Origin of the sequence: Rhodopseudomonas palustris (assembly GCF_013415845.1) — a bacterium.
In the GTDB taxonomy this organism is placed as follows: domain Bacteria; phylum Pseudomonadota; class Alphaproteobacteria; order Rhizobiales; family Xanthobacteraceae; genus Rhodopseudomonas; species Rhodopseudomonas palustris_F.
On the sequence record NZ_CP058907.1, the window covers coordinates 1,869,902 to 1,894,950 of the forward strand.

The 25,049-nt window shown below is 64.6% G+C and carries 20 protein-coding genes; 13 read left to right on the forward strand and 7 right to left on the reverse strand.

Features of this window, described 5'->3' with window-relative positions; genetic code table 11:
- Positions 1–89: 89 nt before the first annotated feature.
- From HZF03_RS08620 to HZF03_RS08650, 7 genes are all read left to right on the forward strand, one after another.
- A complete protein-coding gene (locus HZF03_RS08620) occupies positions 90–968 on the forward strand; it encodes a branched-chain amino acid ABC transporter permease (RefSeq protein ID WP_012495306.1) in 879 nt (292 codons plus the stop codon).
- Positions 968–1,954, forward strand: a complete 987-nt coding sequence (locus tag HZF03_RS08625) for a branched-chain amino acid ABC transporter permease (RefSeq protein ID WP_119018343.1) — start codon at positions 968–970, stop codon at positions 1,952–1,954. Before HZF03_RS08620 ends, HZF03_RS08625 begins: the two co-directional genes overlap by 1 nt.
- The gene (locus tag HZF03_RS08630) at positions 1,951–2,685 is read left to right on the forward strand and encodes an ABC transporter ATP-binding protein (RefSeq protein WP_119018344.1); all 735 of its coding nucleotides are present in this window, start codon (positions 1,951–1,953) and stop codon (positions 2,683–2,685) included. The genes HZF03_RS08625 and HZF03_RS08630 overlap by 4 nt, the downstream gene beginning before the upstream one ends.
- The gene (locus tag HZF03_RS08635) at positions 2,669–3,373 is read left to right on the forward strand and encodes an ABC transporter ATP-binding protein (protein WP_011157258.1); all 705 of its coding nucleotides are present in this window, start codon (positions 2,669–2,671) and stop codon (positions 3,371–3,373) included. Before HZF03_RS08630 ends, HZF03_RS08635 begins: the two co-directional genes overlap by 17 nt.
- Positions 3,374–3,566: 193 nt before the next feature.
- Entirely contained in the window at positions 3,567–4,346 is a 780-nt protein-coding gene (otnI, locus tag HZF03_RS08640) for a 2-oxo-tetronate isomerase (protein ID WP_119018345.1), read from the forward strand.
- Between the two features lie 212 nt (positions 4,347–4,558).
- The gene (locus tag HZF03_RS08645; protein ID WP_119018346.1) at positions 4,559–7,753 is read left to right on the forward strand and encodes an efflux RND transporter permease subunit; all 3,195 of its coding nucleotides are present in this window, start codon (positions 4,559–4,561) and stop codon (positions 7,751–7,753) included.
- A complete protein-coding gene (locus HZF03_RS08650) occupies positions 7,743–8,945 on the forward strand; it encodes an efflux RND transporter periplasmic adaptor subunit (RefSeq protein ID WP_119018347.1) in 1,203 nt (400 codons plus the stop codon). The genes HZF03_RS08645 and HZF03_RS08650 overlap by 11 nt, the downstream gene beginning before the upstream one ends.
- A gap of 168 nt (positions 8,946–9,113) precedes the next feature.
- On the opposite strand, the gene HZF03_RS08655 is transcribed toward HZF03_RS08650, so the two are convergent.
- Together HZF03_RS08655 and HZF03_RS08660 are read right to left on the reverse strand one after the other, a co-directional pair.
- Positions 9,114–10,628 carry an acetyl-CoA acetyltransferase gene (locus HZF03_RS08655; protein WP_119018348.1) on the reverse strand — a complete coding sequence of 505 codons (1,515 nt, stop codon included), beginning with the start codon at positions 10,626–10,628 and terminating at the stop codon, positions 9,114–9,116.
- A 39-nt stretch (positions 10,629–10,667) separates the two neighbouring features.
- Positions 10,668–11,447 (reverse strand): SDR family NAD(P)-dependent oxidoreductase, encoded by a 780-nt coding sequence (locus tag HZF03_RS08660; RefSeq protein WP_119018349.1) that lies wholly within the window; start codon positions 11,445–11,447, stop codon positions 10,668–10,670.
- 167 nt (positions 11,448–11,614) lie between these two features.
- Between HZF03_RS08660 and HZF03_RS08665 the strand changes: the two genes are divergently transcribed.
- Genes HZF03_RS08665 through HZF03_RS08675 form a run of 3 tightly spaced genes read left to right on the forward strand, consistent with a single transcriptional unit; the run spans position 11,615 to position 13,817 of the window.
- Positions 11,615–12,415, forward strand: a complete 801-nt coding sequence (locus HZF03_RS08665) for an enoyl-CoA hydratase/isomerase (protein ID WP_011157264.1) — start codon at positions 11,615–11,617, stop codon at positions 12,413–12,415.
- A 7-nt stretch (positions 12,416–12,422) separates the two neighbouring features.
- On the forward strand, positions 12,423–13,418 hold the full coding sequence (locus HZF03_RS08670; RefSeq protein WP_119018350.1) for a phosphotransferase family protein: 996 nt from the start codon (positions 12,423–12,425) through the stop codon (positions 13,416–13,418).
- A gap of 18 nt (positions 13,419–13,436) precedes the next feature.
- Positions 13,437–13,817, forward strand: coding sequence for a DUF6285 domain-containing protein (locus HZF03_RS08675; protein ID WP_119018351.1), 381 nt, complete (start codon positions 13,437–13,439; stop codon positions 13,815–13,817).
- Positions 13,818–13,843: 26 nt separating this feature from the next.
- Here the strand turns inward: HZF03_RS08675 and HZF03_RS08680 are convergent, their stop codons facing one another.
- Together HZF03_RS08680 and HZF03_RS08685 are read right to left on the reverse strand one after the other, a co-directional pair.
- The gene (locus HZF03_RS08680; RefSeq protein ID WP_012495315.1) at positions 13,844–14,185 is read right to left on the reverse strand and encodes a hypothetical protein; all 342 of its coding nucleotides are present in this window, start codon (positions 14,183–14,185) and stop codon (positions 13,844–13,846) included.
- Between the two features lie 121 nt (positions 14,186–14,306).
- Complete coding sequence (locus HZF03_RS08685) at positions 14,307–15,086, reverse strand: enoyl-CoA hydratase-related protein (RefSeq protein WP_119018352.1); 780 nt, start codon at positions 15,084–15,086, stop codon at positions 14,307–14,309.
- Positions 15,087–15,211: 125 nt separating this feature from the next.
- Between HZF03_RS08685 and HZF03_RS08690 the strand changes: the two genes are divergently transcribed.
- Positions 15,212–16,486, forward strand: a complete 1,275-nt coding sequence (locus tag HZF03_RS08690) for an acyl-CoA dehydrogenase family protein (protein ID WP_042440934.1) — start codon at positions 15,212–15,214, stop codon at positions 16,484–16,486.
- A 376-nt stretch (positions 16,487–16,862) separates the two neighbouring features.
- Here HZF03_RS08690 and HZF03_RS08695 read toward each other — a convergent pair whose 3' ends face one another.
- Positions 16,863–18,440: a fatty acid--CoA ligase gene (locus HZF03_RS08695; protein WP_119018353.1), complete on the reverse strand. Its 1,578-nt coding sequence runs from the start codon at positions 18,438–18,440 to the stop codon at positions 16,863–16,865.
- Positions 18,441–18,737: 297 nt separating this feature from the next.
- A complete protein-coding gene (locus HZF03_RS08700; RefSeq protein WP_011157270.1) occupies positions 18,738–19,610 on the reverse strand; it encodes an SDR family oxidoreductase in 873 nt (290 codons plus the stop codon).
- Between the two features lie 107 nt (positions 19,611–19,717).
- Here HZF03_RS08700 and HZF03_RS08705 point away from each other — a divergent pair, with 107 nt between their 5' ends.
- Both HZF03_RS08705 and HZF03_RS08710 read left to right on the forward strand, forming a co-directional pair.
- Positions 19,718–20,530: a crotonase/enoyl-CoA hydratase family protein gene (locus HZF03_RS08705; protein WP_119018355.1), complete on the forward strand. Its 813-nt coding sequence runs from the start codon at positions 19,718–19,720 to the stop codon at positions 20,528–20,530.
- A gap of 148 nt (positions 20,531–20,678) precedes the next feature.
- Positions 20,679–22,223, forward strand: coding sequence for an acyl-CoA synthetase (locus HZF03_RS08710; protein ID WP_011157272.1), 1,545 nt, complete (start codon positions 20,679–20,681; stop codon positions 22,221–22,223).
- Here HZF03_RS08710 and HZF03_RS08715 read toward each other — a convergent pair.
- Positions 22,220–25,021, reverse strand: a complete 2,802-nt coding sequence (locus HZF03_RS08715; protein ID WP_119018356.1) for an ATP-binding protein — start codon at positions 25,019–25,021, stop codon at positions 22,220–22,222. The genes HZF03_RS08710 and HZF03_RS08715 overlap by 4 nt on opposite strands.
- Positions 25,022–25,049: the final 28 nt, after the last annotated feature.

Consider the following 25,049-nt stretch of genomic DNA (forward strand, 5'->3'; position numbering starts at 1 on the left):
TTGTGTGAGGGGCGTAGCGGCGACGCAATCCAGCGCTGCGCTCCTGTTTTGGATTGCTTCGCTTCGCTCGCAATGACGGAGAGAGGACTTTGACCACCGCGACGATCATCCAGTCTCTCGCCAGCGGTCTGCTGATGGGACTTCTGTACGGCTTGGTCGCGGTCGGCCTGGCTCTGATCTTTGGCCTGATGGATGTCACCAACTTCGCCCACGGCGAATTCCTGATGTTGGCGATGTACATCACCTTCTTCCTGTTCGCGTTCTTCGCGATCGATCCGATCCTCGCCGCTCCGCTCGTCGGGGCGGCGATGTTCGTGTTCGGCGCGGTGATTTACCTATTGGTCGTCCGATTTGCGATGAGAGCCAGAGCCAATATCGGCATGGTGCAGATCTTCACGACCTTCGGCCTCGCAATCCTGATGCGCGGCCTGGCGCAGTACTTCTTCACCCCCGACTATCGCAGCATCAACGTCTCCTGGCTGGGCGGCAAGACGCTGGAGATCGGCGGCGTGTTCCTGCCCGTGCCGCAACTGGTCGGCGCGCTGGTGTCGATCGCCGCGTTCGGCGCGTTGTACTTCTTCATGAAGAAGACCGATTTCGGCCGTGCGCTCGAAGCGACCCGCGAGGACGCAGGCGCGGTGGCTCTGGTTGGCATCGACAAGAACAAGGTGTTCGCGCTGGGCTGGGGCCTTGGCTCGGCATTGATCGGTCTGGCAGGCGCCGTGATGGCGATCTTCTTCTATATCTATCCCGATGTCGGCGCCTCGTTCGCGCTGATCGCCTACGTCACCGTGGCGCTCGGCGGCTTTGGCAGCGTGTTCGGCGCCTTCGCCGGTGGCATCATCGTCGGCCTGGTCGAGGCGACCACCGCGATGATCCTGCCGCCGTCGCTGAAGTCGATCGGCATCTACGCCGTTTATCTGCTGGTTGTGTTCATTCGGCCGCGTGGCCTGTTCGGATCGATCTGATGGACAAGGCTCACCTCAAACGCCGCCGCCGCGACCTGATCGTCGCCGCTCTGCTTGCCGCCGCCGCTGCCTGCGCGCCGTTGTTCATCAAGGATGTCTACGTCCAGAACATCATGGTGCTGACCCTGATGTATGCGGCACTGTCGCAGGGGTGGAACATCCTGGGCGGCTATTGCGGCCAGATCTCGCTCGGCCACGCGCTGTATTTCGGCCTCGGCGCCTACACCACGGCGCTGTTGTTCACCAAGCTCGGCGTGCTGCCGTGGTTCGGCATGATCGGCGGCGGCATCATCTCGTCGGTGATTGCCCTGGCGCTCGGCTATCCGACCTTCCGGCTGCGCGGCCACTATTTCGTCATCGCCACCATCGTGATCGCCGAGATCGGTTTTCTGTTGTTCCACAATTGGGACTGGGCCGGGGCGGCGCTCGGCATCGACATTCCGGTCCGTGGCGACAGCTGGGCCAAGTTCCAGTTCACCCGCAGCAAGCTGCCTTACTACTATTTCGCCCTGGTGTTCTGTTGCCTCGCCTGGCTCATCACCTGGTGGCTGGAAGACTCCAAATGGGGCTACTGGTGGCGCGCCGTGAAGGACAATCCGGACGCGGCCGAAAGCCTCGGCGTGGTGGTGTTCAACTCCAAGATGGGCGCCGCCGCGGTATCGGCATTCCTCACTGCGGTTGGCGGCAGCTTCTACGCGATGTTCGTGTCCTATATCGATCCTGAAAGCGTGATGACCTTCCAGTTCTCGCTGCTGATGGCGCTGCCCGCCGTGCTTGGTGGCATCGGCACGCTGTGGGGCCCGGTGCTCGGCGCTGCGATCTTGATCCCGCTCACCGAGCTGACTCGGTCGTTCGTCGGTGGCTCGGGACGCGGCGTTGACCTGATCCTGTACGGCAGCGTGATCGTGGTGATCGCGCTGGCGCGGCCGGAAGGCTTGATCGGCCTGTTCTCCCGCCGCTCGGCTTCCAAGGGAGTGCCGCAATGAGCGAGACACTTCTGGAAACCCGCGGCGTGTGGCAGCGCTTCGGCGGTCTCGTCGCCAACAGCGACGTGTCAATCAAGGTCGGGCGCGGCGAGATCGTCGGCCTGATCGGCCCGAACGGCGCCGGCAAGTCGACGCTGTTCAATCTGATCGCCGGCGTGCTGCCGCCGACCCAAGGCTCGATCATCTTCGACGGCGAGGACGTCACCAAGCTCCCTGCCACCGCTCGCTGTGCCCGCGGCATCGGCCGGACCTTCCAGGTGGTGAAGAGCTTCGAGTCGATGACGGTGATCGACAACGTCATCGTCGGCGCGCTGATCCGCACCACGGTGATGCGCGAGGCGCGGCGCAGGGCGCATGAGGTGCTGAAGTTCTGCGGCCTGGACGGGCGCGCCGACGTGCTCGCCAGCCAGCTCATTCCCTCTGAGAAGCGCCGGCTCGAAGTCGCCCGCGCGCTCGCCACCGAACCGAAGCTGCTGCTGCTCGACGAGGTGCTCACTGGTCTGACGCCGACCGAAGCGGAGAAGGGCGTCGAACTGGTGCGCCGCGTCCGCGACGCCGGCATCACGGTGCTGATGGTCGAGCACGTCATGGAAATCGTCATGCCGTTGGTCGACCGTGCCATCGTTCTCGACCTCGGCAAGGTGCTCACCGAAGGCAAGCCGGCCGACGTGGTGCGCGACCCGAAAGTCATCACTGCTTATCTTGGGGATCGTCATGCTGTCGGTGCGTGAGGTCACCACCGCCTATAAGGGCCTGGTCGCGATTTCGAACGTCTCGATCGAGGTCGAGCAGGGCGAGATCGTCTGCGTCGCCGGCGCCAATGGCGCGGGCAAATCGACGCTGCTGAAATCGATCGCCGGCGCCGAGCGCATTCGTTCCGGCCAAGTGCTGTTTGACGGCGAGCGGCTCGACGGCGTCCCGCAGCATGTGATCACCAAGCGCGGCGTCGCCTATGTGCCGGAGAACCGCCGGCTGTTTCCCCGGCTGTCGGTCCACGACAATCTGCGGCTCGGCAGTTACCTCTATCGCGGTGAAGCCGATCGCGAGAAGCCGCTGGAGTTCGTGTTCAGCCTGTTTCCCCGGTTGCAGGAACGGTTGGAGCAGCGTGCCGAGACTTTGAGCGGTGGCGAGCAGCAGATGCTGGCGATCGGCCGCGCGCTGATGACTCGGCCGCGCCTGCTGATGCTCGACGAGCCGTCGCAGGGCATCATGCCTAAGCTGGTCAGCGAGATCTTCCAGTCGGTGAAGAAGATCCGCGACGCCGGCATGACCGTGCTGATCGTCGAGCAGCGCATGGCCGAATGCCTCGAAATCGCCGACCGCGCCTACATCCTGCAGACCGGCCGCGTCCTGATGCAGGGCAAGGCCGCCGAGCTGATGGATAACCCCGACGTCCGGAAGGCGTATCTGGGGCTCTAGCTGAGCGTCCCTCTAGTTTGTTCTGCCTTTGAGTTGAGCGTCAATCTATCTGCGTCATTGCAAGGAGCAAAGCGACGAAGCAATCCAGAAGTCCCCGTGCACCTGGCCTGGATTGCTGCGCGGCGCTCGCAATGACGGATGCTGAGATTCATTGTATCTCTTGAGCATCCAAGGATGCCGGGGGACGCTCAACATGCCGCGCTTCGCAGCCAATCTCAGCCTGATGTTCACCGAGCACGCCTTTCTCGACCGTTTCGATGCGGCGCGGGCGGCGGGATTTGATGCGGTCGAGTTTCTTTTTCCCTACGAGGTCGAGCCCAGCGCCATCGCCGAACGGCTGCAGCGCAACCGCCTGACCCAGGTGCTGTTCAACCTGCCGCCGGGCGATTGGGCCGCCGGCGAGAAGGGATTTGCGGCGCTGCCGGACAAGTTCGACGAGTTGCAGCGCAGCCTGCACACGGCGCTGCCTTATGTGCTCGCAACCGGGGTGAAGCGGCTACATCTGCTGGCAGGCAATGCCGACCGCCGCGACGCGGCGGCGGCGCTGGCGTTTCGGCGGTCCTTGGCGGTTGCCGCGCATTTCTTCGCGCCGCACGGCATCGACGTGCTGATCGAGCCACTAAACCGGCGCGACGCGCCCGGCTATTTTCTCGACGATGTCGATTACGCTCACGCTCTCGTTCGCGAGATGGCCATTGCCAATCTGAAGCTGCAATTCGACGTCTATCACTGCCAGATCCTGCATGGCGACGTCACCACGCGGCTGCGCGAGATGCTGCCGATGATCGGCCATGTTCAGATTGCCAGCGTGCCGTCCCGGCACGAACCGGACGGCGAGGAGCTCAACTATCCGTTTCTATTCGCCGAGCTCGACCGGCTCGGTTACGCCGGCTTTGTCGGCGCCGAGTATCGTCCGCGCGGCAAGACCGAGGACGGCCTCGGCTGGTTCAAACCGTACCGCGCCGGAACCTGACGTCGCCGGCAGCTCACGCCGTTTGTTGCACTGCAATCAATCTGTCGTGACCGCGCGTCGGAACGCGCTCAATAACCAGCGACCCAGCGGTTTGTCGCGTCGCCGCCGGCTGCGCGACGCTTGGCTAATTGCACGGCTTTCGATAAATCAACAGAAGGGCCCCGCCGGGCAGGCGGCCTTTCCGTAACAAGAAGACCGGGACGACCCGACGAATGATCGCGCTGGTCCGCATCGCACTAAGCCGGCCGTACACGTTCGTGGTGTTGGCGCTGCTGCTGCTGATCGTCGGCCCGCTGGCGGCGCTCCGTACCCCGACCGACATCTTCCCTGAAATTCGTATCCCGGTGATCGGTGTCGTCTGGCAGTACACCGGCCTGCCGCCGGATCAGATGGCGGGACGTATCACCACGCCATTCCAGCGTGCGCTCACCACCACGGTGAACGACATCGAACACATCGTGGCGAACTCCTATGGCGGGTTCGGCATCGTCAAGATCTTCTTCCAGCCCAACGTCGACATCCGCACCGCGAATGCGCAGGTCACCGCGATCTCGCAGACGCTGCTCAAGCAGATGCCGCCCGGCGCAACGCCGCCGCTGATCCTGAACTACTCCGCCTCCACCGTGCCGATTCTACAGTTGGCGCTGTCGGGCGAGGGGATGACGGAACAGAGCCTCGCCGACCTCGCCATCAATCAGCTTCGTACTCCGCTGGTGACGGTGCCCGGCGCGGCGATCCCGTGGCCGTTCGGCGGCAAGCAGCGCCAGATCCAGATCGATCTCGATCCCAGCGCGCTGCAGGCGCGCGGGTTGTCGGGCCAGGATGTCGCCAACGCGCTCGCAGCGCAGAACCTGATCACCCCGGTCGGCACCCAGAAGATCGGCGAGTTCGAATACATCATCCAGCTCAACAACTCGCCACTGAAGATCGAGGAGCTCGGCAACCTGCCGATCAAGGCGGTCGGCGGCGCGATGGTCTATATCCGCGACGTCGCCTCGGTGCGTGACGGCAATCCGCCACAGACCAACATCGTGCATGTCGACGGCAACCGTTCGGTGCTGATGATGGTGTTGAAGGCCGGCGCGGTGTCGACGCTCGATATCATTGCCGGCATCAAGCAGAAGATCATCGACGTCAAGGGTGCCATGCCCGAGTCGCTGAAGATCGCGCTGATCGGCGATCAGTCGGTGTTCGTCCGCGGCGCCATCACCGGAGTCGCCGTCGAAGGGGTGATCGCGGCCCTGCTGACCAGCGTGATGATCCTGCTGTTCCTGGGCAGCTGGCGATCGACCATCATCATCGCGGTATCGATCCCGCTGTCGGTGCTCGGCGCCATCATCTGCCTGTCGGCGATCGGCGAGACTCTGAATATCATGACGCTCGGCGGCCTCGCGCTGGCGGTCGGCATCCTGGTCGACGACGCCACGGTGACGATCGAGAACATCAATTGGCACCTGGAACAGGGCAAGGAGGTCGAGCCCGCGATTCTCGACGGCGCCAACCAGATCGTGACGCCGGCCTTCGTCTCGCTGCTATGCATCTGCATCGTGTTCGTGCCGATGTTCTTCCTGCAGGGCGTCGCGCGCTATCTGTTCGTGCCGATGGCCGAAGCGGTGATGTTTGCGATGGCCTGGTCGTTCCTGCTGTCGCGCACGCTGGTGCCGACGATGGCGAAGTATCTGCTGAAGCCGCACGTCCATCACGACAGCCTTTCGGGGCGGAAGCCGTCGCGCAATCCGCTGGTGCGCTTTCAGCAGGCGTTCGAAGGCGTGTTCGCCCGGTTCCGTCACGGCTATGGCGATCTGCTGACGCTCGCGATGGGGCATCGCCGGGCATTCGTCGCCGGCTTCCTCGGTGTGGTCGCGCTGTCGTTCGCGCTGGTGCCGTATCTCGGCCGCAACTTCTTCCCGTCGGTCGATGCGGGCCAGATCCTGATGCATGTCCGCACTCAGGTCGGCACCCGGATCGAGGAAACCGCCAACCAGCTCGCCGAGGTGCAAAAGGCGATCCGCAAGATCATTCCGCCGGACCAGATCGAGACCCTGACCGACAACATCGGTATGCCGATCTCGGGCATCAATCTCACCTACAACAACACCGGCGTGATCGGCACCCAGGATGCCGACATCCAGATCAAGCTGAAGGGCGAGCACAGGCCGACCGAACAGTATGTGAAGATCCTGCGCGAGCAACTGCCACGGCAGTTCCCCGGGATGACCTTCGCGTTTCTGCCGGCCGATATTGTCAGCCAGATCCTCAATTTCGGCGCGCCGGCGCCGATCGACCTGCAGATCCGCGGCGCCAATTTGCCGGCGAATTTCGATTACGCTGGCAAGCTGCTGGCCAAGACCAAGCGCATCCCGGGCGTCGCCGATGCCCGCATTCAGCAGTCGCCAAACAACCCGACCTTCAACATCGATGTCGACCGCACCCGCGCCCAATATGTCGGCCTGACCGAGCGTGACGTCACCAACAGCCTCGTCGTCAACCTTGCCGGCTCGTCCCAGGTGGCGCCGACCTATTATCTCAATCCTGAGAACGGCGTGTCGTATTCGATCGTGATGCAGACGCCGCAATATCACGTCGATTCGCTGAGCAAGCTCGAGACCATTCCGGTGTCGGCCTCAGGTGCGGCCGCGGCAGGCGCGCCGATCCTCGGTGGCCTTGCCGAGATCAAGCGCTCCGCCGGCAATGCCGTGGTGTCGCAATACGACATCCAGTCGATCGTGCAGATCTTCGCCACCACGCAGGGGCGTGACCTCGGCGCGGTGGCGGCCGATATCCGCAAGGTGATCGACGAGACCAAGGCCGAGGTGCCGAAGGGCTCTTCGGTGGTGCTACTCGGCCAGGTCGAGACTATGAATAGCGCGTTTGCTGGGCTGTTGTTCGGCCTGCTCGGCGCGATCGTGCTGATCTATCTGCTGATCGTGGTGAACTTCCAATCGTGGGCCGACCCGTTCGTGATCATCACGGCTCTGCCGGCTGCACTCGCCGGCATCGTCTGGATGCTGTTCGCGACCGGCACGACGCTGTCCGTGCCGGCGCTCACCGGCGCGATCATGTGCATGGGCGTTGCCACCGCAAACAGCGTGCTGGTGATCTCGTTTGCGCGCGAGCGCTATGCGGTGCTCGGCGATCCGGTGCAGGCCGCGCTGGAGTCCGGCTTCGTCCGGTTCCGTCCGGTGCTGATGACGGCGCTGGCGATGATCATCGGCATGGCGCCGATGGCGCTGGGCCTCGGCGAGGGCGGCGAGCAGAATGCGCCGCTCGGCCGCGCCGTGATCGGCGGGTTGCTGTTCGCGACGTTTGCAACGCTGATGTTCGTGCCGGTGGTGTTCTGCATGGTTCACAAGAAACAGCCGGCATCCGATGCCGAGCCTGCTCCGGAGATGTCGCATGCCCACTGATCAACCGCCGCGTAGATCCCGTCGCGGTCTCGGCATCGCCGGGGTGGTGCTCGGCTGCGGTGCGGTCGCGATTGTCGTCACCGGGATCAGCGCCCGCGAGAAGAGCAGTGCCGAACTGCGAACTTGGACCGACGAGCAGGCGATCTCGAGCGTCGCGGTGACGCGGCCCGACGGCAAGGCGCCGACCGCTACGCTCGATCTGCCGGGACGGCTCGAAGCCTATTCGCGCGCGCCGATCTACGCCCGCGTCTCCGGCTACGTGAAGAGCTGGAGCGCCGATATCGGCGCCAAGGTGAAAGCCGGTGAGGTGATCGCCGAGATCGAGGCGCCGGATCTCGATCAGCAATTGCTGCAGGCCCGTGCCGATCTCGCCAGTCAGCAAGCGAGTGCGAAGCTGTCGGAAGCGACACTGAACCGGCGCAAGACGCTGGTGGCGTCGAACTTTGTCTCGGCGCAGGAGATCGACGAACGCACCGCCGACCTCGCAGCCAAGAAGGCGGCGGTCAATTCCGGCCAGGCCAATGTCGAGCGGCTCGAAGCGCTCGCCGGCTACAAGAAGATCACTGCACCGTTCGACGGAATCGTCACCGAGCGTAACACCGACGTCGGCGCGCTGATCAATGCCGGTTCGAGCTCAGGGCCCGCGATGTTCGTGGTGTCGGACATCGCGAAGCTGCGCGTCTACGTCAACGTTCCGCAAAACTACGCGCCGCTGGTGCGGATCGGCGGCAAGGCGGTGATCGCGCTGCCCGAATATCCGGGCCGCACCTTCCCGGCGACGGTTGAAGCGTCCTCACAGGCGGTGGACGTCGCCTCCGGCACGATGCGGATTCAACTCGGGCTCGACAACGCCAAGGGCGAACTGATGCCGGGCGGCTTCGCCAATGTGAAGCTCGCGCTGGTCCGCGATTCTGCGCCGCTGCACATTCCCGCCTCTGCGCTGATCTTCAACCGTAGCGGGCTGCGTGTTGCGACGGTCGGCCCGGATGATCGCGTGCAGCTCAAGCCGGTCACCATCGCACGCGACCTCGGGCGCGAGATCGAGCTGTCCGCCGGTCTCACCGCCGAGGACCGCATCATCATCGCGCCGCCGGACGGCATCGCCAACGGCGAGAAGGTGCGCGTGGTCGCCGACGATGCTGCGAAGGCCGGGAAGCCGACGGCCTCGGAGAAGCAGGACGTGAAGGGGTAGGGCACCAGGCTCCCCCGCGTTTGCGATCGACCAAGACCTATCCCCGTCATGGCGAGAAGCCGAAGCGACGAAGCAATCCAACAGCGCCGTGGACGATGCTCTGGATTGCTTCGCTTCGCTCGCAATGACGGAGAGGACTTGTGGCTTGGCTCTCCCTGATGACCCGAACTAACCGGCGCTACGCCACTCCAGCACACCATCGGCTGCCGTGACGATCGGGCCGCGGGTGCCGACCGGGCTGCAGTCCATGTTGGTCAAGAACGCCAGCGTCGCCTGATCCTGCGCCGGCACGCGCGCTAGCGCGCGGGCGCCGTCTACGGTGCGCAGCATCACCACGCCATGCTGGACCTCACCACGGCCGTCATAGATCACCGTGAAGGTTTCGACGGTGCCGTCACCGCTGGCTTCAGTGACGAACCGCGGCACGACGCCATAGGCCGCATCGGCCTTCGCCTGCACGCTGACGTCTTCGCTCAACGGTTGCTGCGGTGGGGTGCGCGAAACGATGAGGCCATGATGCTTGGTGACGAAGCCGCCCTGGCCATACAGCAGGCCGAGCTTGGCGCCGTCGCGCAGGCGGCGGACCATCGCGCAGGCGGCATGGGTCATGTAGGTGTTGAGCGGCGCGCCGAAGAAGGTGAGGCCGCCCGTCACCGTCGGCTCGACGTCGTCGCCGAGACCGAGCGTCCGCCGCGCCATCTTCGGCACCACTGGGAAGCACGAATACAGCTCGATTGCGTCGAACGCGCGGCCGTCGCCACCGACCATCGCCTTGATGGTCTCCAGCACCGCATTCTGGGCGTGGCTCTGCACGAACTGATCGCGGGCGAGATAGTCACGCGGCTCTTCGGCAGAGGCGCCGCCGTGGATATAGATCAGCTTGTCCTCGGGGATGCCGGCTGCGCGCGCTTTCGCCAGCGAGGTCAGCAGCACCGCGGCGCCGAGATTGACGCTCGGATTGGCGACCATCAGCTTGGTGTAGGGCCAGGCGATCAGCCGATTGTCGGATGAAGGCGTCGTGATCTCATTCGGCGCGAAGGCACGCTTGATCCAAGCATTCGGATTGCGTTCCGCCGCCGCTGCGTAGCGCGACCACAGCACGCCGGACTCATCCAGTGCCTGCCGCGGTGTCTGGCCCCAATGCGCAGCGGTGGCGGCTTCGTACAGCGGATATACCGTGATCGGCCTTGCGACCCCGAGGGTCGAAGCGATCGGCTGCTGGAAGGCCGCGCCGCGCTTCGGCTCCGGTGCGTCATGGGCGAACGGCGTCCACGGCAGGTCGATCTTGGCTCGCGCAGCTTTGGTCGCCGTCGACTGCGCCTCGGCGCCGCAGACCACGGCGACCTGTGCTTCGCCGCGGGCGATCCGCAGCGCGGCTTCGTGGATGAAGCGGATCGGGCTCTCGCCGCCGACCGGACCGTAGAAACAGTGACGCGGCGCGATGCCGAGCCGTGTCGCGAGTTGTTCGGCCGGCGCGTGGTAGCGCCAGCTTAAGAAGTTGACGACGTCGAGCGAGTCGATCTGCGGCAGCAGGCTCGCGGCGCTGTCGTCGCCGGTGCGTTGCACGGCGGCTTCGAGCAGCGCCAGCGGCTCCAGCCCTTGCGCGATGTCCTTGGGGTGGTCGGCGATTTCGCCGACACCGGCGATGACGGGAATGCGTTCGGGCGGGAGCGTGGTCGGCATTTTCTTGCTTCTTATTGATCGAAGGTTGGTGAGTGGATGTCAGAACGCGGTGTAGCCGCCATCGATCACGAAAGTATCAGCGGTGTGATACGACGATGCCTTGCTCATCAGATACACCGCGATGCCGCCGAAATCTTCCGGCTCGCCGAACCGCCGTACCGGAATGCGTGGCATCACGTTGGCGACGAACTTGTCGTTCCCCATGACGCCCGCGGTCATGTCGCTCTTGATCCAGCCCGGCAGGATCGCATTGGCGGTGACGCCATAGCGGGCGAGTTCGACGGCGAGCGCGCGGACCAGTGCATTGATCGCCGCCTTGGTGGCCGCGTAGTGCTCGTTGCGCGCGGTGCCGAAGATCGAAGCGAGGCTCGAGGTCGCGACCAGCCGGCCGAACGGATCGCCGTCGGCGGCGCGCTCGGTCATGTGCCGGGCCGCGGCCTGGAAGGCGTGGAACACGCCGTCGAGATTGGTGGCGAACATCGAGCGCCATTGCTCTTCGGTACGGTCGATGAAAGCCTGCCGGCCGCCGCCGCCGATGCCCGCATTGGCGAAGCAGCCGTCGACGCGGCCGAACGCCTTCAGCGTCGCGTCCATCGCGGCCTTCACCGAAGCCGGATCGGTGACGTCGCAGATCTGAGCTTCGACCTTGCCGGGAGCATTTGCCATGGTAGCGAGCGCGGCGTGATTCTTGACCGCGTTGCGACCCCAGATCGACACGTTACAGCCCGCAGCAGCCAGAGCCTGTGCCATACCGAGGCCGATACCACCGTTGCCCCCGGTGACGACCGCGACGCGGCCGCTCAAATCGAAAATGCTCATCCAGCGTTTCCATTTTTGTTTGTTGCGCGCTACACCGTGCGGGCCAGGCGCGCGCGGTGATCGATGCAGGACCATGGACAAGCGCGTCGCAAAAATCAAATATGGCCTCACGTCGTGAAGCCCTTCCACAGCGCGGAATAACCGCGAACCGATAGCGCGAGGAAACAATGCAGTTCAAACACGTCACGCTCGATTTCGACGGTCCCGTTGCGATCCTGAAGCTCGATCATCAGGAAGTCATGAACGCGGTGTCGATCGACATGCTCGGCGGACTCGGCGAAGCGCTCGACGCGATCGAAGACAAGCGAGCCGAGGTGCGCTGTCTGGTGATCACCGGCGCTGGCCGCGCGTTCTGCACCGGCGCGAACCTGCAGGGCCGTAACTCCGGCAACAACATGAGCCAGAGCGGCAAGGGTGCCGGCGCCGCGCTCGAGACCGCGTTCCATCCGTTCCTGCGTCGGCTGCGCAAGCTGCATTGCCCGATCGTCACCTCGGTCAACGGTCCGGCGGCCGGCGCCGGCATGAGCTTCGCGTTGATGGGCGACATGATTCTGTGCGCCAAGTCGTCGTACTTCCTGCAGGCGTTCCGCCGCATCGGTCTCGTGCCGGATTGCGGCTCGACCTGGCTGCTGCCGCGGCTCGTCGGCAAGGCGCGATCGGTCGAGCTGTCGCTGCTCGGCGAGAAGCTGCCGGCCGACAAGGCGCTGGAATGGGGCCTCGTCAATCGCGTGTACGAGGACGCCGAACTGTGGGCCGAAACCATGAAGCTGGCGCACGACCTCGCCAACGGACCGACCATCGCTCTGTCGCTGATCCGCAAGCTGTATTGGGACTCGCCCGAGAATTCGTTCGAGGAGCAGCTCAACCTCGAATTCGAATGCCAGCGTGTCGCCGGCTCGACCGACGACTTCAAGGAAGGCGTCGGTGCGTTCCTCGAAAAGCGTCCGGCGCAGTTCAAGGGCAAATAAGCCCGATATGGCTGCTGCAGCTATTGCCGGCGCGCTGACGCAAAGCGTGATCGGATGGTGCGCTGGCGCGACCGGCATTCGTGATCTCGCGCAGCTCTCGGGCGGTGCGAGTCAGGAGACTTGGTCGTTCGTGATCGAGCGGCCGGACGGCGACATCGCGGCGATCCTGCGCCGCTCGCCGCCGGGCTACGGCAGCGTTTCCGGGCGCGCCGCGGGTCTCGATGTCGAGGCCGAACTGATGCGGCTCGCCTATGAGGCTGGCGTGCCGTCGCCGCAGGTGCTGCACGTTCTCACCGAGGCCGACGCGCTCGGCGCCGGCTTCGTGATGCGGCGTGTCGATGGCGAAACCATCCCCCGCAAGATCCTGCGCGATGCAGAGTTTGCCGAGGCGCGGCCGAAGCTGGCGCGGCAGATCGGCATCATCCTCGCCGGTCTGCACGGCATCGACAGCGCCGCGCTGCCGCCGCTGCGGACGATCAGCTCGACCGAGGAGATCGGTCTGTTGCGCGATGACTATCGTTCGTTCGACTGGCCGCGGCCGGTGTTCGAACTGACACTGCGGTGGCTCACCGATCATGATCCGGGCGCGTCGAAAGCGACCACGCTGGTGCACGGTGATTTTCGCCACGGCAATCTCATCATCGGTCCCGATGGTGTGCGCGCCGTGCTGGATTGGGAGCTGGCGCATCGCGGCGATCCGATGGAGGACCTTGGCTGGATCTGCGTGAATTCCTGGCGGTTCGGCGAGATCGACAAGCCGGTCGGCGGGCTCGGCTCGCGCGAGGAGATGTTCGCCGGCTACGAAGCCGCCGGCGGCCATGTCGACGAGGCGCGCGTCAAATTCTGGGAAGTGATGGGTACGCTGCGCTGGGGCATCATGTGCTGCGGCATGATGCGGCGGTTCCGGGAAAGCCCCGATCATTCGATGGAGCGCGCGATGATCGGTCGTCGCTCGTCTGAAACCGAGATCGATCTGCTGCGGCTGCTGGCGCCGCGCAGCTAATCATTCAGCGAGGCAGCGATGCAGGACGAACCTAGGCCGGACGAACTGATCAAGGCGGTGGCGGACTTTCTGCGCGAGCAGATCGTCCCGCAGATATCAGGCCACGCCGCATTCAAGCTGCGGGTCGGCATCAACGCGCTCGATCTGGTGACGCGGCAACTGGCGCTGTCGGGCGAGAGCGACGCCGAAGAACACGCCAGCCTGAAGGCGCTGTTCAGCCACGACGGCTCGCTGTTCAACCTCAATGCCGAGCTCGCCGACCGCATCGCCTCCGGCGCGGTCGATCTGTCGACGCCCGGCGTCAAGGACCATCTGTGGCGCACCACGCTGGCGAAGCTCGCCGTCGATCAGCCGAACTACGCGAGCTATCGGCGGGAGGTTGAACGTTGCAGCGATTAGCGCGGGGCGTGGTTTCTCAATCGCCGTCACTGTGCGGTAAGAATTGCTTGGTCGCCCAGCCCAAGGGCAATCTGAGCTGATCGATTGCGTTCCGGGCTATCAGCAAGCTTGTATCCTTGCTCGATAAGGCGAGTGGTATAGTTCTTATTGTAAATGAATGCCCAAATGAGGCCAACAACGAACCAGCCTAAGCCGAGGCCCAAAACACCGAAAAGCACGCCGGCGACAAGAACTCCCAAACCGATTGCGAGGTCTCCTCTAATCAGGGCAGGAAATCCTCCAAAAAAGAAGCTGGTCCAACTGAAACCGTAGAAGCCTGTCTTTGTTACGCCCGTGGTTGGGTTCTTCAGCAAGACTGGAGTTGCCATATCAACCTCAAAAATCAATTGGCTAAGGTAATCCGCTACAAGGCGTCCGAAGCCACTAGCTCTAATCGGACGCCTTGCTATCATTCCCACTTAGGGCCATCAAGTCATTACTTGGTGGGGGCTATTTCCCGCTCCAGTTCGGCTTGCGCTTTTCGGAGAACGCTTTCGGGCCTTCGATGTAGTCCTGCGAGGCGACCATGGCTTTCACTGCCGGGTAGTCGCGCTGCTCGGCGATCGCTCGCGGCAGTGACACTTCGAGGCCGCGCGACAGCGTCTGCTTCGAGGCGCGGATCGACATCGGTGAGACGGTGCAGATGGTTTCGGCCCAGCGTTCCGCCGCGGCGAGCGCCTCGCCTTGCGGCACGACTTCGTTGACGAAGCCGAGCTCATAGCCCTCCTGCGCCTTGACGTGGCGGGCGGTGAGGATCATGCCCATCGCGCGCTTCAGCCCGATCTGGCGGGGGAGGCGGTGCAGGCCGCCGGCCAGCGCCGCGAGGCCGACGCGCGGCTCCGGCAGCGCGAAGGTTGCGTTCTCCGCAGCGATGATCAGGTCGCAGGCAAGCGCGATCTCGAAACCGCCGCCCATCGCGACGCCGTTGACGGCAGCGATAATCGGCTTGTCGCAATCGAACCGCGAGGTCAGGCCGCCGAAGCCGCTCTCCCCCCAGCCGCGCTTGCCGCCGGAGGCCTGCCACTTCAGATCGTTGCCGGCGCAGAACGCCTTGTCGCCGGCGCCGGTGACGATCGCCACCCACTGCTCGGGATCGGCAGCGAACTCGTTGAACACGCCTTCGAGCTCGTAGTGCGCATCGGTATGCAGCGCGTTGTACACTTCGGGCCGCGACAGCGTGACGATGGTGATCGGGCCCTTGCGGGTCACGGTGGAAAATTGCAGCGCCATCGGCGTTTCCTTTTTTCGTTGAGCAGAATTGTGCGGCTGAAGCGCGCTTGACTTGTCTCGTGCGGCGCATGTTAATCAGTCGCTTAACAAGATCAACAACAACACGAAGACTGTGGGAGCACGCCTTGGATTTTTCTCTGCCGCCCGATCTGGTCGCCTATCTCGCCGAGCTCGATCGCTTCATCGAGTCCAAGATCAAGCCGCTGGAGCAGGCGGACGACAACATCCGCTTCTTCGATCACCGCCGCGAATGGGCGCGCACGGATTTCGAGCATGGCGGGCTGCCACGCCACGAGTGGGAAGATCTGCTGCGCAAGGCGAAGAACCTTGCCGACGACGCCGGTCATCTGCGTTTCGCGATTCCGAAGCGTTACGGCGGCCAGGACGGCACCAACCTCTGGATGGCGGTGATCCGCGAACACTTCGCCGCCAAGGGGCTCGGCCTGCACAACGACCTGCAGAATGAGCATTCGATCGTCGGCAATTTTCCGATCGTGAAGATGCTGGATCTCTACGGCTCGCCCGAACAGAAGGCGATGATCGACGGTTCGATCACCGGCAAGTACCGCATCACGTTTGGCCTGACAGAGCCCGATCACGGCTCCGACGCCACGCACATGGAAACGCGCGCCGAAGAAGCGGTGCGCGACGGCAAGAAGGGCTGGGTGATCAACGGCGAGAAAATGTGGACGACGGGGATGCACGTCGCCACGCATTGCGCGCTGTTCGCCCGCACCGCCGGCAAGGACGGCGATGCACGCGGCATCACCTGCTTCCTGGTGCCGGCCGATGCGCCCGGTGTGAAGGTCGAAGAGTATCTCTGGACCTTCAACATGCCGACCGACCATCCGCGGGTGTCGTTCAAGGACGTGTTCGTCACCGAGGATGCGGTGTTCGGCGAGGTCGGTCGCGGTCTGTCGCTGGCGCAGTGCTTCGTGCATGAGAACCGCATCCGCCAAGCAGCGTCGTCGCTCGGCGCGGCGGTGTTTTGTATCAATGAGAGCGTCAAATACGCGCGTGAGCGCAAGCCGTTCGGCGAGGAGTTGGCGCGCAACCAGGCGATCCAGTTCCCGCTGGTCGAGCTCGCGACCCAGGCCGAAATGCTGCGCCTGTTGATCCGCAAGACGGCGTGGGAGATGGATCAGATGACCCAGGCCCAGGTGGAGCACACGCTGTCCGACAAGGTTTCGATGTGTAACTACTGGGCGAACCGGCTGTGCGGCCAGGCGGCCGATCGCGCGATTCAAGTGCACGGCGGCATCGGCTATTCGCGCCACAAACAGTTCGAGCACATCTACCGCCACCACCGCCGCTACCGCATCACCGAAGGCAGCGAGGAAATCCAGATGCGGAAGGTGGCGGGCTTCCTGTTCGGCTACATGGGCGCGAACAAGAGGTGAGGGGAGACGGCTGCCTCTCGCCGGTCATTCCGGGGCACGCGCGAAGCGCGTGAACCCGGAATCCCGAGCTGTCGATCGTCGGGTGTTTGCCACCTCGAGATTCCGGGTTCGCGCTACGCGCGCCCCGGAATGACGGGTCTGGTTTAGCGCGCTGACGCACGCGATGGATGCGCGGGTTCGAGCCCGCGCATGACGTTCGTCAGGTTGATAGGCGTTGCCCCGCCTACAAACGTCATCCCCCGCGCATGCGGGGGATCCAGTATACGAGGGCGCTCATGGCAGATGCAGCGCAGAGCGACGAGCGCTCTGCGATACTGGGTCGCCCGGACGGGCCGGGCGATGACGACAGTGGATGTGTGTAGCTGAACGCCGCCGCTCAGTTCACCTGCCGGTCCTTGCCGCTCCAATACGGATCGCGGAGCTGGCGGCGGAGGATCTTGCCGGAGGCGTTGCGGGGCAGGGCCGGGATGAAGTCAATCGACTTCGGCGTCTTGTAGCCGGCGATGCGGGTGCGGGTGAAGCCGATGATGTCCTGCGCGGTCGCTTCCTTGCCGGGCTTCATCACCACCACGGCCTTCACAGACTCGCCCCACTGATCGTCGGGCACGCCGACCACCGCAACTTCGGCGACGTCGGGGTGATCGCAGATCGCGCTCTCGACCTCGGCCGGATAGATGTTCTCGCCGCCGGAGATGATCATGTCCTTGATGCGGTCATGGATGTAGACGTAGCCGTCCTCGTCCATGTAGCCGGCGTCGCCGGTGCGCAGCCAGTTGTCGCCGTCGATCGTCTTCTTGGTGGCGTCGGGGAGATTCCAGTAGCCGACCATGTTGGAGCCGGAGCGGGTCGCGATCTCGCCGACCTGCCGCGGCGGCAGCGGTTTGCCGTCGGGATCGAGGATCGCGATCTCCACGCCGGGCAGCGCCTTGCCGGCTGAGCGCATCCGTTCGAGCCCTTCGACGTGGTCCTCCGGTGGCAACGCCACGATGGTGCCGGTGGTCTCGGTCATGCCGTACATCTGCACGAAGCCGCACTTGAAGACGTCGATACATTCTTTCAGCAGCGCCGCCGGGATCGGCGAAGCACCGTACAGCATGTATTTCAGCCGCGAGAAATCGACCTCGCGAGCACGCGGCTGCCGCACCACGAACTGCATCGCGGCCGGCACCATGAACAGCTTGGTGATGCCGGACTGCTCGAAGAAATCGAGTACCTTGGTCGGATCGAATTCACGCGCGATCACGCCCTTGGCGCCGTGATAGATCCCCATCATGCCCCAGCCGGAGCCGCCGATGTGGAACACCGGCATCGCCACCAGCGAGACGTCGTCGGGCGACCATCGGTTCCACTCCGGCTTGTTGTCCTGGCCGGCGCGGACCAGGGACAGGAAGTTGGCGTGGCTGAGCATCGCGCCCTTCGGCTTGCCGGTGGTGCCGGAGGTGTAGAGCTGGATCGCGATGTCGGACGGCGCGATCGCGACCTGCGGATCATCGCTCGATTGCGCGTCGCGCCATTTGGTGAAGTCCTGCCACTCCGGCGCGCCGCCTTCGGTGGTGATGATGGCGCGCACGCTCGGGATCTGGTCCTTGAGGCCGCGGACCTGATCGACGAATTCCGGGCCGACGAACAGGATCGCCGCTTTGCAGTCCTCGACGATGTAGGCGATCTCCGGTCCGGCGAGCCGCCAGTTCACCGGCGCCATCACCGCCTTGGCTTTGATCGCGCCGGACCACAGCTCGAAATAGATGTCGCTGTTCTTGCCGAGATAGGCGATGCGCTCGTTCGGTTGCACGCCGGAGGCCTGCAGCGCGCGGGCGACCTGGTTGGTGTGGCGGTCGAAATCCGCAAAGGTGCTGATGCGGCCCTCGAACTCGTAGGCGATCTCGTTGCCGCGGGTGTTGGCCTGCGCACGGATGACGTCGGCCAGCGTGGCCGGCTCGGCTGCCTCGGACATTGTCTCTCCCTTGGTATTGTTAGTTCGTTGCTTGTTGTTTTGTGCGAAGTCTGCCGTGCTTCGGCTGCAAACACAAGCGGGAGGGAATGTCGCGGGTGAGGTTGGGCGCCGGCGGGATTGATTAGTTGCTGAGGCGCGAGAGCCATCCCTCCCCCTTGCGGGGAGGGGCGGCCGAGCGAAGCGGAGGCCGGGGTGGGGGAGCCCCAGGCACTGAGCAAGGGGCGCGCCCCCACCCGACCGGCCTTACGGCCGGCCACCCTCCCCGCAAGGGGGAGGGATGTTTCGGCGAGCGCTTCGTTACCCCCGCTGCGCGCGGTCCTTTTCGTTCTGGGCTTTGATCGAGGCCTTGGCCTGATCCCAGTCGGCGTTGCTCCAGTCGCGGAGCTGGTAGAAATTGCCGCCCATCGCGAGGCCCTGGGCGCCGTCCATGGCGATGGTCTCGCCGCTGATCCAGTCGCAGCCGCCGGAGATCAGGAAGGTTGCGAGGTTCTGCAACTCCTCCATGGTGCCGACGCGGCCCATCGGGTTCATCTTGATGGTGCGTGCGCCGGCTTCGTCGCCCGGCTTGATCCGCTTGCTCATGCCCTCGGTCGGAATTTCGCCCGGCGCAATGGTGTTGAGACGGATGCCGTATTTACCCCATTCGGTGGCGAGCGACATCGTCATGGCGTGGATCGCCGACTTGCTCATCGCCGACGGCACCACATAGGGGCTGCCGTTGCGCACCCAGGTGGTGGTGATCGACACCACGTTGCCGCGGTGGCCGCCGGCGATCCAGCGCTTGCCGACCGCGTGGGTGACGTAGAACGTGCCGTGCATCACGATGTTGGCGACGGCGTCGAAGCCGCGCGGGCTGAGATCCTCACTCCGCGAGATGAAATTTCCCGCCGCGTTGTTGATCAGGTCGGTGAGCGGCCCGCTCTCGAAGATGGTCTCGACCATATGGTCGACTGCCGCAGCGTCGCGGATGTCGACGCCGTAGGTCATCACCTTGCCGCCGTACTGATCCATCAGTTCGGTCGCGGTCTCGTCGCACACGCCCTTGCGGCGGCCGCAGATGTGCACTTCGGCGCCGAGCTGCAGGAAGCGCGCCGCCATCGCCTTGCCGAGGCCGGTGCCGCCACCGGTGACGAGGATGCGACGGCCGGCGAGAAGCTGATCTGTGAACATGAGAAAACCGCCCGGAAAAGTTGAAGTTGGTCGTTAATTAGGCGATTGACTAAATCCCGACAACGCTTTTCTGTAGCGGCGCTGCAAAACAACGAAGGGACTGCCCGATGAACGATCGCGTTTCGGTGACGATCACCGACGGCGTCGCCGATGTCCGGCTGGTACGTGCGGACAAGATGAATGCGCTCGATGCCGCGATGTTCGAGGCGTTGGTGAACACCACCGAGCGGCTGGCGAACGAAAAGGGCGTGCGTGCCGTGGTGCTGTCGGGCGAGGGCAAGGCGTTCTGTGCCGGCCTCGACATGGGACGTTTCGCCGCGATGAAGGAGAGTGGCGGCAACGGAATTCCGGGAGGCGAATTTCGTGACCTGACCAAGCGCACCCATGGCCAGGCCAACGCGCCGCAGCAGGCGGTGTGGGGCTGGCGGATGCTCCCGGTGCCGGTGATTGCTGCGGTGCACGGTGTTGCATTCGGCGGCGGCTGTCAGCTCGCGCTCGGCGCGGACATCCGGTTGATAGCGCCGGACGCCAAGATGTCGGTCATGGAAATCAAATGGGGCCTGGTGCCGGACATGGCCGGCACGCCGATCCTGGCGACGCTGCTGCGCGACGACGTGCTGCGCGAACTGACCTACACCGGACGGATCGTCGCGGCACACGAGGCGGTGAGCATCGGGCTCGCCACCAAGATCGTCGACGATCCGTACCAGGTCGCGCTGGAGATGGCCCGCGAGATCGCCGGCAAGAATCCGGATGCGGTGCGCGCCGCCAAGCGGATGATGAACAAGCTCTCGGTCGATCCGGGGCCGGCGCTGCTCGCTGAGAGCGTCGAGCAGCAGAAGTTGATCGGCTCGCCGAACCAGACCGAAGCGGTGCGCGCGAATTTGGAAAAGCGCGCGCCCAACTTCATCGACGCATAGCGCTACGCGGCAAATACATGACTTATCGAGGGGACGCCGCGCGCATCGCGCGGCGTCTTCGCTTATAAGCGTCGCATCAACGCGCTGCAGCGTGCGGTCATCATCGTGCGCTGGAGCCAACCCCGACCTCGAGAATCGGAGAGTAACAATGTCCGAGAACCAGCTTTATCACGGCATCATTTCCGGCGACCGCCGCCGCAGCTTCGACGAGGTGAACGCGCGCGTCGCGACCATCGCCGGCGGCCTGCAGGCGCTCGGCGTCAGGCCCGGCGATTGCGTTTGCGTGCTGATGCGCAACGACATCGCCTTTATGGAAGCGGTGTATGGCGTGATGACGCTCGGCGCCTATGCGGTGCCGGTGAATTGGCATTTCAAGCCGGAAGAAGTCGGCTACATCATCGGCGATTCCGCCACGCGGGTGCTGATCGGCCACGCCGATCTGCTGCACAGCGTCGCCTCGGCGATTCCGGCAGACCTCACCGTGCTCAGTGTGCCGACGCCGCCCGAAGTGATCGCCAACTACAAGATTGCGCCGGATCATCTGTCGCCGCCAAACAATGCGATCGATTTCGACGGCTGGCTGGCGCAGCAGAAGCCGTATGACGGTCCGGCGCAGCCGCAGCCGCAGAACATGATCTACACCTCCGGCACCACTGGCCATCCGAAGGGCGTCAAGCGGTTCGCGCCGACTCCGGAGCAGGCCGCGCACGCCGAGAAGATGCGCGCGACGATCTACGGCCTTAAGCCGCAGGTGCGCGCGCTGTGCCCGGGGCCGCTGTATCACTCCGCGCCGAATTCGTTCGGCATCCGTGCCGGCAAGCTCGGCGGCGTGCTGGTGCTGATGCCGCGGTTCCACCCGGAGGAGTTCCTGCAATTGGTGCAGGAGCACAAGATCGACACCGTGTTCATGGTGCCGACGATGTTCATCCGGCTGATGAAGCTGCCCGCGGAGGTGCGCGCCAAGTACGACGTCTCGTCGCTGCGCCACGTTATCCACGCCGCCGCGCCATGCCCGGCCGACGTCAAGCGCGCGATGATCGAGTGGTGGGGGCCGGTGATCTATGAGTTCTACGGCTCGACTGAATCGGGTGCGGTGACGTTCGCGACCTCCGAAGACGCGCTGAATAAGCCCGGCACGGTCGGCAAGATCGCGCACGGCGCTGAGCTGAAGTTCATCGACGACGACGGCAACGAAGTGCCGCAGGGCGAGATCGGCGAGATCTTCTCGCGGATCGCCGGAAATCCGGACTTCACCTATCACAACAAGCCGGAGAAACGCGCCGAGATCGACCGCGGCGGCTTCATCACCTCGGGCGACATGGGCTATCTCGACGACGACGGCTACGTGTTCATCTGTGATCGCAAGCGTGACATGGTGATCTCCGGCGGCGTCAACATCTATCCGGCCGAGATCGAGGCGGCACTGCACGCCGTGACGGGCGTGCACGACTGCGCGGTGTTCGGTATTCCGGACGCGGAGTTCGGCGAGGCGCTGATGGCGATGCTGGAGCCGCAGCCGGGTGTGACGCTCGACGAGAGCTTCATCCGCTCGCAACTCAAGCTGGCGCTGGCCGACTATAAGGTGCCGAAGCACATCAAGATCATGCCGGAACTGCCGCGCGAGGATTCCGGCAAGATCTTCAAGCGCCGCCTGCGCGATCCGTATTGGGCGAATGCCGGCCGAGTGATTTAGTTCGCCGCACTCTTGCGGTCTGTACCTGCCGTATCACCAGAAGTTTGGTGATCGGCGCGGTTCAGTGCGGCGCGCACCAGCCGCGCCAGATCGGCGCGGCGGAACGGCTTGGACAGCAGCAGCACGCCGGGATCGAGCCGGCCGTGATGCATGATCGCATTCTCGGTGTAGCCCGAGGTGTACAGCACCTTCACCGGCCGCAGCCGCGCCACCGCGTCGGCAAGCTCGCGGCCGTTCATGCCGCCGGGCATGATGATGTCGGTGAGGAGCAGATCGAACGGCGTGCCGCGCCGCACTTCCGCCAACGCTGCGGCGCCGTCGGCGGCCGCGATGGTGCGATAGCCGAGACCTCGGAGCTGGGCGAGCGCGAAGTTGCGCACCAGCTCGTCGTCTTCGACCAGCAGGATGGTCTCGGTGCCGCCTTCGACCGGCGTGATCGAGGGCAGGGCATCGATGTCGGAGTCCGCGCGCGGCAGATACAGCCGGATCGTGGTGCCGTGCTGCTCCTCGCTGTAGATCTGGACGTGGCCGTTGGACTGTTTGACGAAGCCGTACACCATGCTCAGCCCGAGGCCGGTGCCCTTGCCGACGCTCTTGGTGGTGAAGAACGGCTCGAATGCTTTCTCCAGCACGTCCGGCGCCATGCCGAAGCCGGAGTCGCTGACCGCGATCATCACGTAGCGGCCCGGCTTCACCTCGGGGTGGTGTTCGGCGTAGTCGTCGTCGAGCATCACATTGGCGGTCTCGAACAGCAGCTTGCCGCCGTTCGGCATTGCGTCGCGTGCATTGACGGCAAGATTCAGTAGCGCTGAGGACAGTTGCGACGGATCGATCAGCGCGGGATCGACCGTGGGATCGAGCCGGGTGTCGATCGCGATGTGCTCACCGATGGTCGGCCGCAGCAGCTGCTTGATATTCGACACCACGGTGTTGACGTCGATATTGCGCGGCTGCAGCGGCTGTTTGCGGGCGAAGGCGAGCAGTTGCCTGGTCAGATCGGCGCCGCGTTCGGCGGCCTGATCGATCATCTTGGCGATGGTGACGAGGTCCGGGCGATCGGTCAGCTCGTCGAGCAGGATCTCGGCGGTGCCGCTGATCACCGTCAGCATATTGTTGAAGTCGTGCGCGACGCCGCCGGTGAGCTGGCCGATCGCCTCCAGTTTCTGCGCCTGGTGCAGCCGCCGCTCTGTTTCCTTCAGCTCGGAGACGTCGCTGAACACCACAACCGCGCCGCTGATCGTGCCGTCGGCCTCGCGGATCGGCCGCGCGTTGCCGGAGACATAGACAATCTTGTCGCTGCCGAGCACATGGACGACGAACTCGAAGCGATCGATCGGCTCGCCGCGCATCGCCCGCCGTCCGGGACGCTGATCGACCTCCAGCGGGGTGACGCCGTCGGCGAGGAACGACTCGACCGAGGTTTCCCAGGTCGGGCCAGTGATGCCGGTGGGCGAGGTGCGCAGCGCCACCGCGGCGGGGTTCTCATAGACGATGACCCCTTCGGTATCGACCAGCAGCACGGCCTCGGCCATCGCATTCATGATCGATTCGAAGATCTCCTTCTCGCGGCGGAGCGCCGCGGTCTTCTCGCGCGACTCCTGCATCGTCGACGAGAAGGCCTCGGCCAGGACGCCGATCTCGCCGCCGGCGTTGCGCGGCAGCGTCAGCGGCCCGCCGCCACTAAGGCTTTCGACCGCACGGGTCATTTCCGAGAGTGGCCGTGCCAGGCTGCGGGCGAACGCCACCGCCAGCGCGATTGCCACCAGCACCGCAAAGCTACCGCCGACAAGTGTCGACTTTCCCCATGCCAGCATCGGGCCGCGGATCATGTCGTGTTCGGCGATCGCTTCGACCAGCGCCAGGGGCGTCTCGGTGCCGGCGTTCATCGGCTGATAGGCGACGCCGAACCGGTCGCCGTTGCGGCTTTCGATCACGGCCGGAGTCCAGCGGTCGTTCGCCAGCGCCTCGGCAAGCGCGGGAAAATCCTGCTCCAGGGTCGAGGGAAAGCCGATCGCCAAGTCGCCTCGGGAAGCGTCCGGGTGGAACAAGTAGTGCCCCTTGTCGTCCACCACATAGATCTTCGACGACGCCAGCACCGGATCTTTCAGCCGCTCGAACGGCCTTCTCAGGTCGATCGTCGCGGCCAGCACGCCGAACCGCGCGCCTTCGTCGCTGAACACCGGGGTGACGACCCGAATGATGGGACGCAGCGCCGCTGCGTCTTGCTGTGGAGGGGGGGCGGACGGCTGCTCGATCGGCTCGAACTCGACGTTCGAGATCAGAATCTCGCCGTCCTTGGCCGACATGCCGAGCTCGATGATCTCGCGTCCACCCGCGAACGCTAACTGTTCATCTGGAACCACGCGGATCTTGCCGGTTGTCTGACGTTCGACCCGGACGATGTCGCGCCCCTGGTTGGCGACGCCGATCAGCCGGTAGCGTGCGAAGTCCGGTTTGTTTTCCAGTTCCAGCGCCAGGCGGCGGCCGATCCGTTCGCGCCATTGCGGCAGGCTCTCCCCGCCGGCGACGGTCTTCGACGGGTCGAGGCTGAGTTCGATCAGCTCGTCGATGCCGATGATGTGGCGGAAGCCCATTAGATCGGCGGTGGCGCCGTTCACGAGGTGGGACAGCTCGCGCGCCTGCCAGCTCGCATTGGCATTGAGGCCCGCCAGCGTCCGTTCGACGGCGACCGGTGCGATATTGCGATAGCCGAGATAGCCGACCCCGATTGCGGTCAGCATTGCCGTCGACATCACCAAGATCGCCAGCCTAGTCGAAAGCGTCAGCCCCTTGCGCACGTGTGACCCTCCTGGGGCACAATGCTAC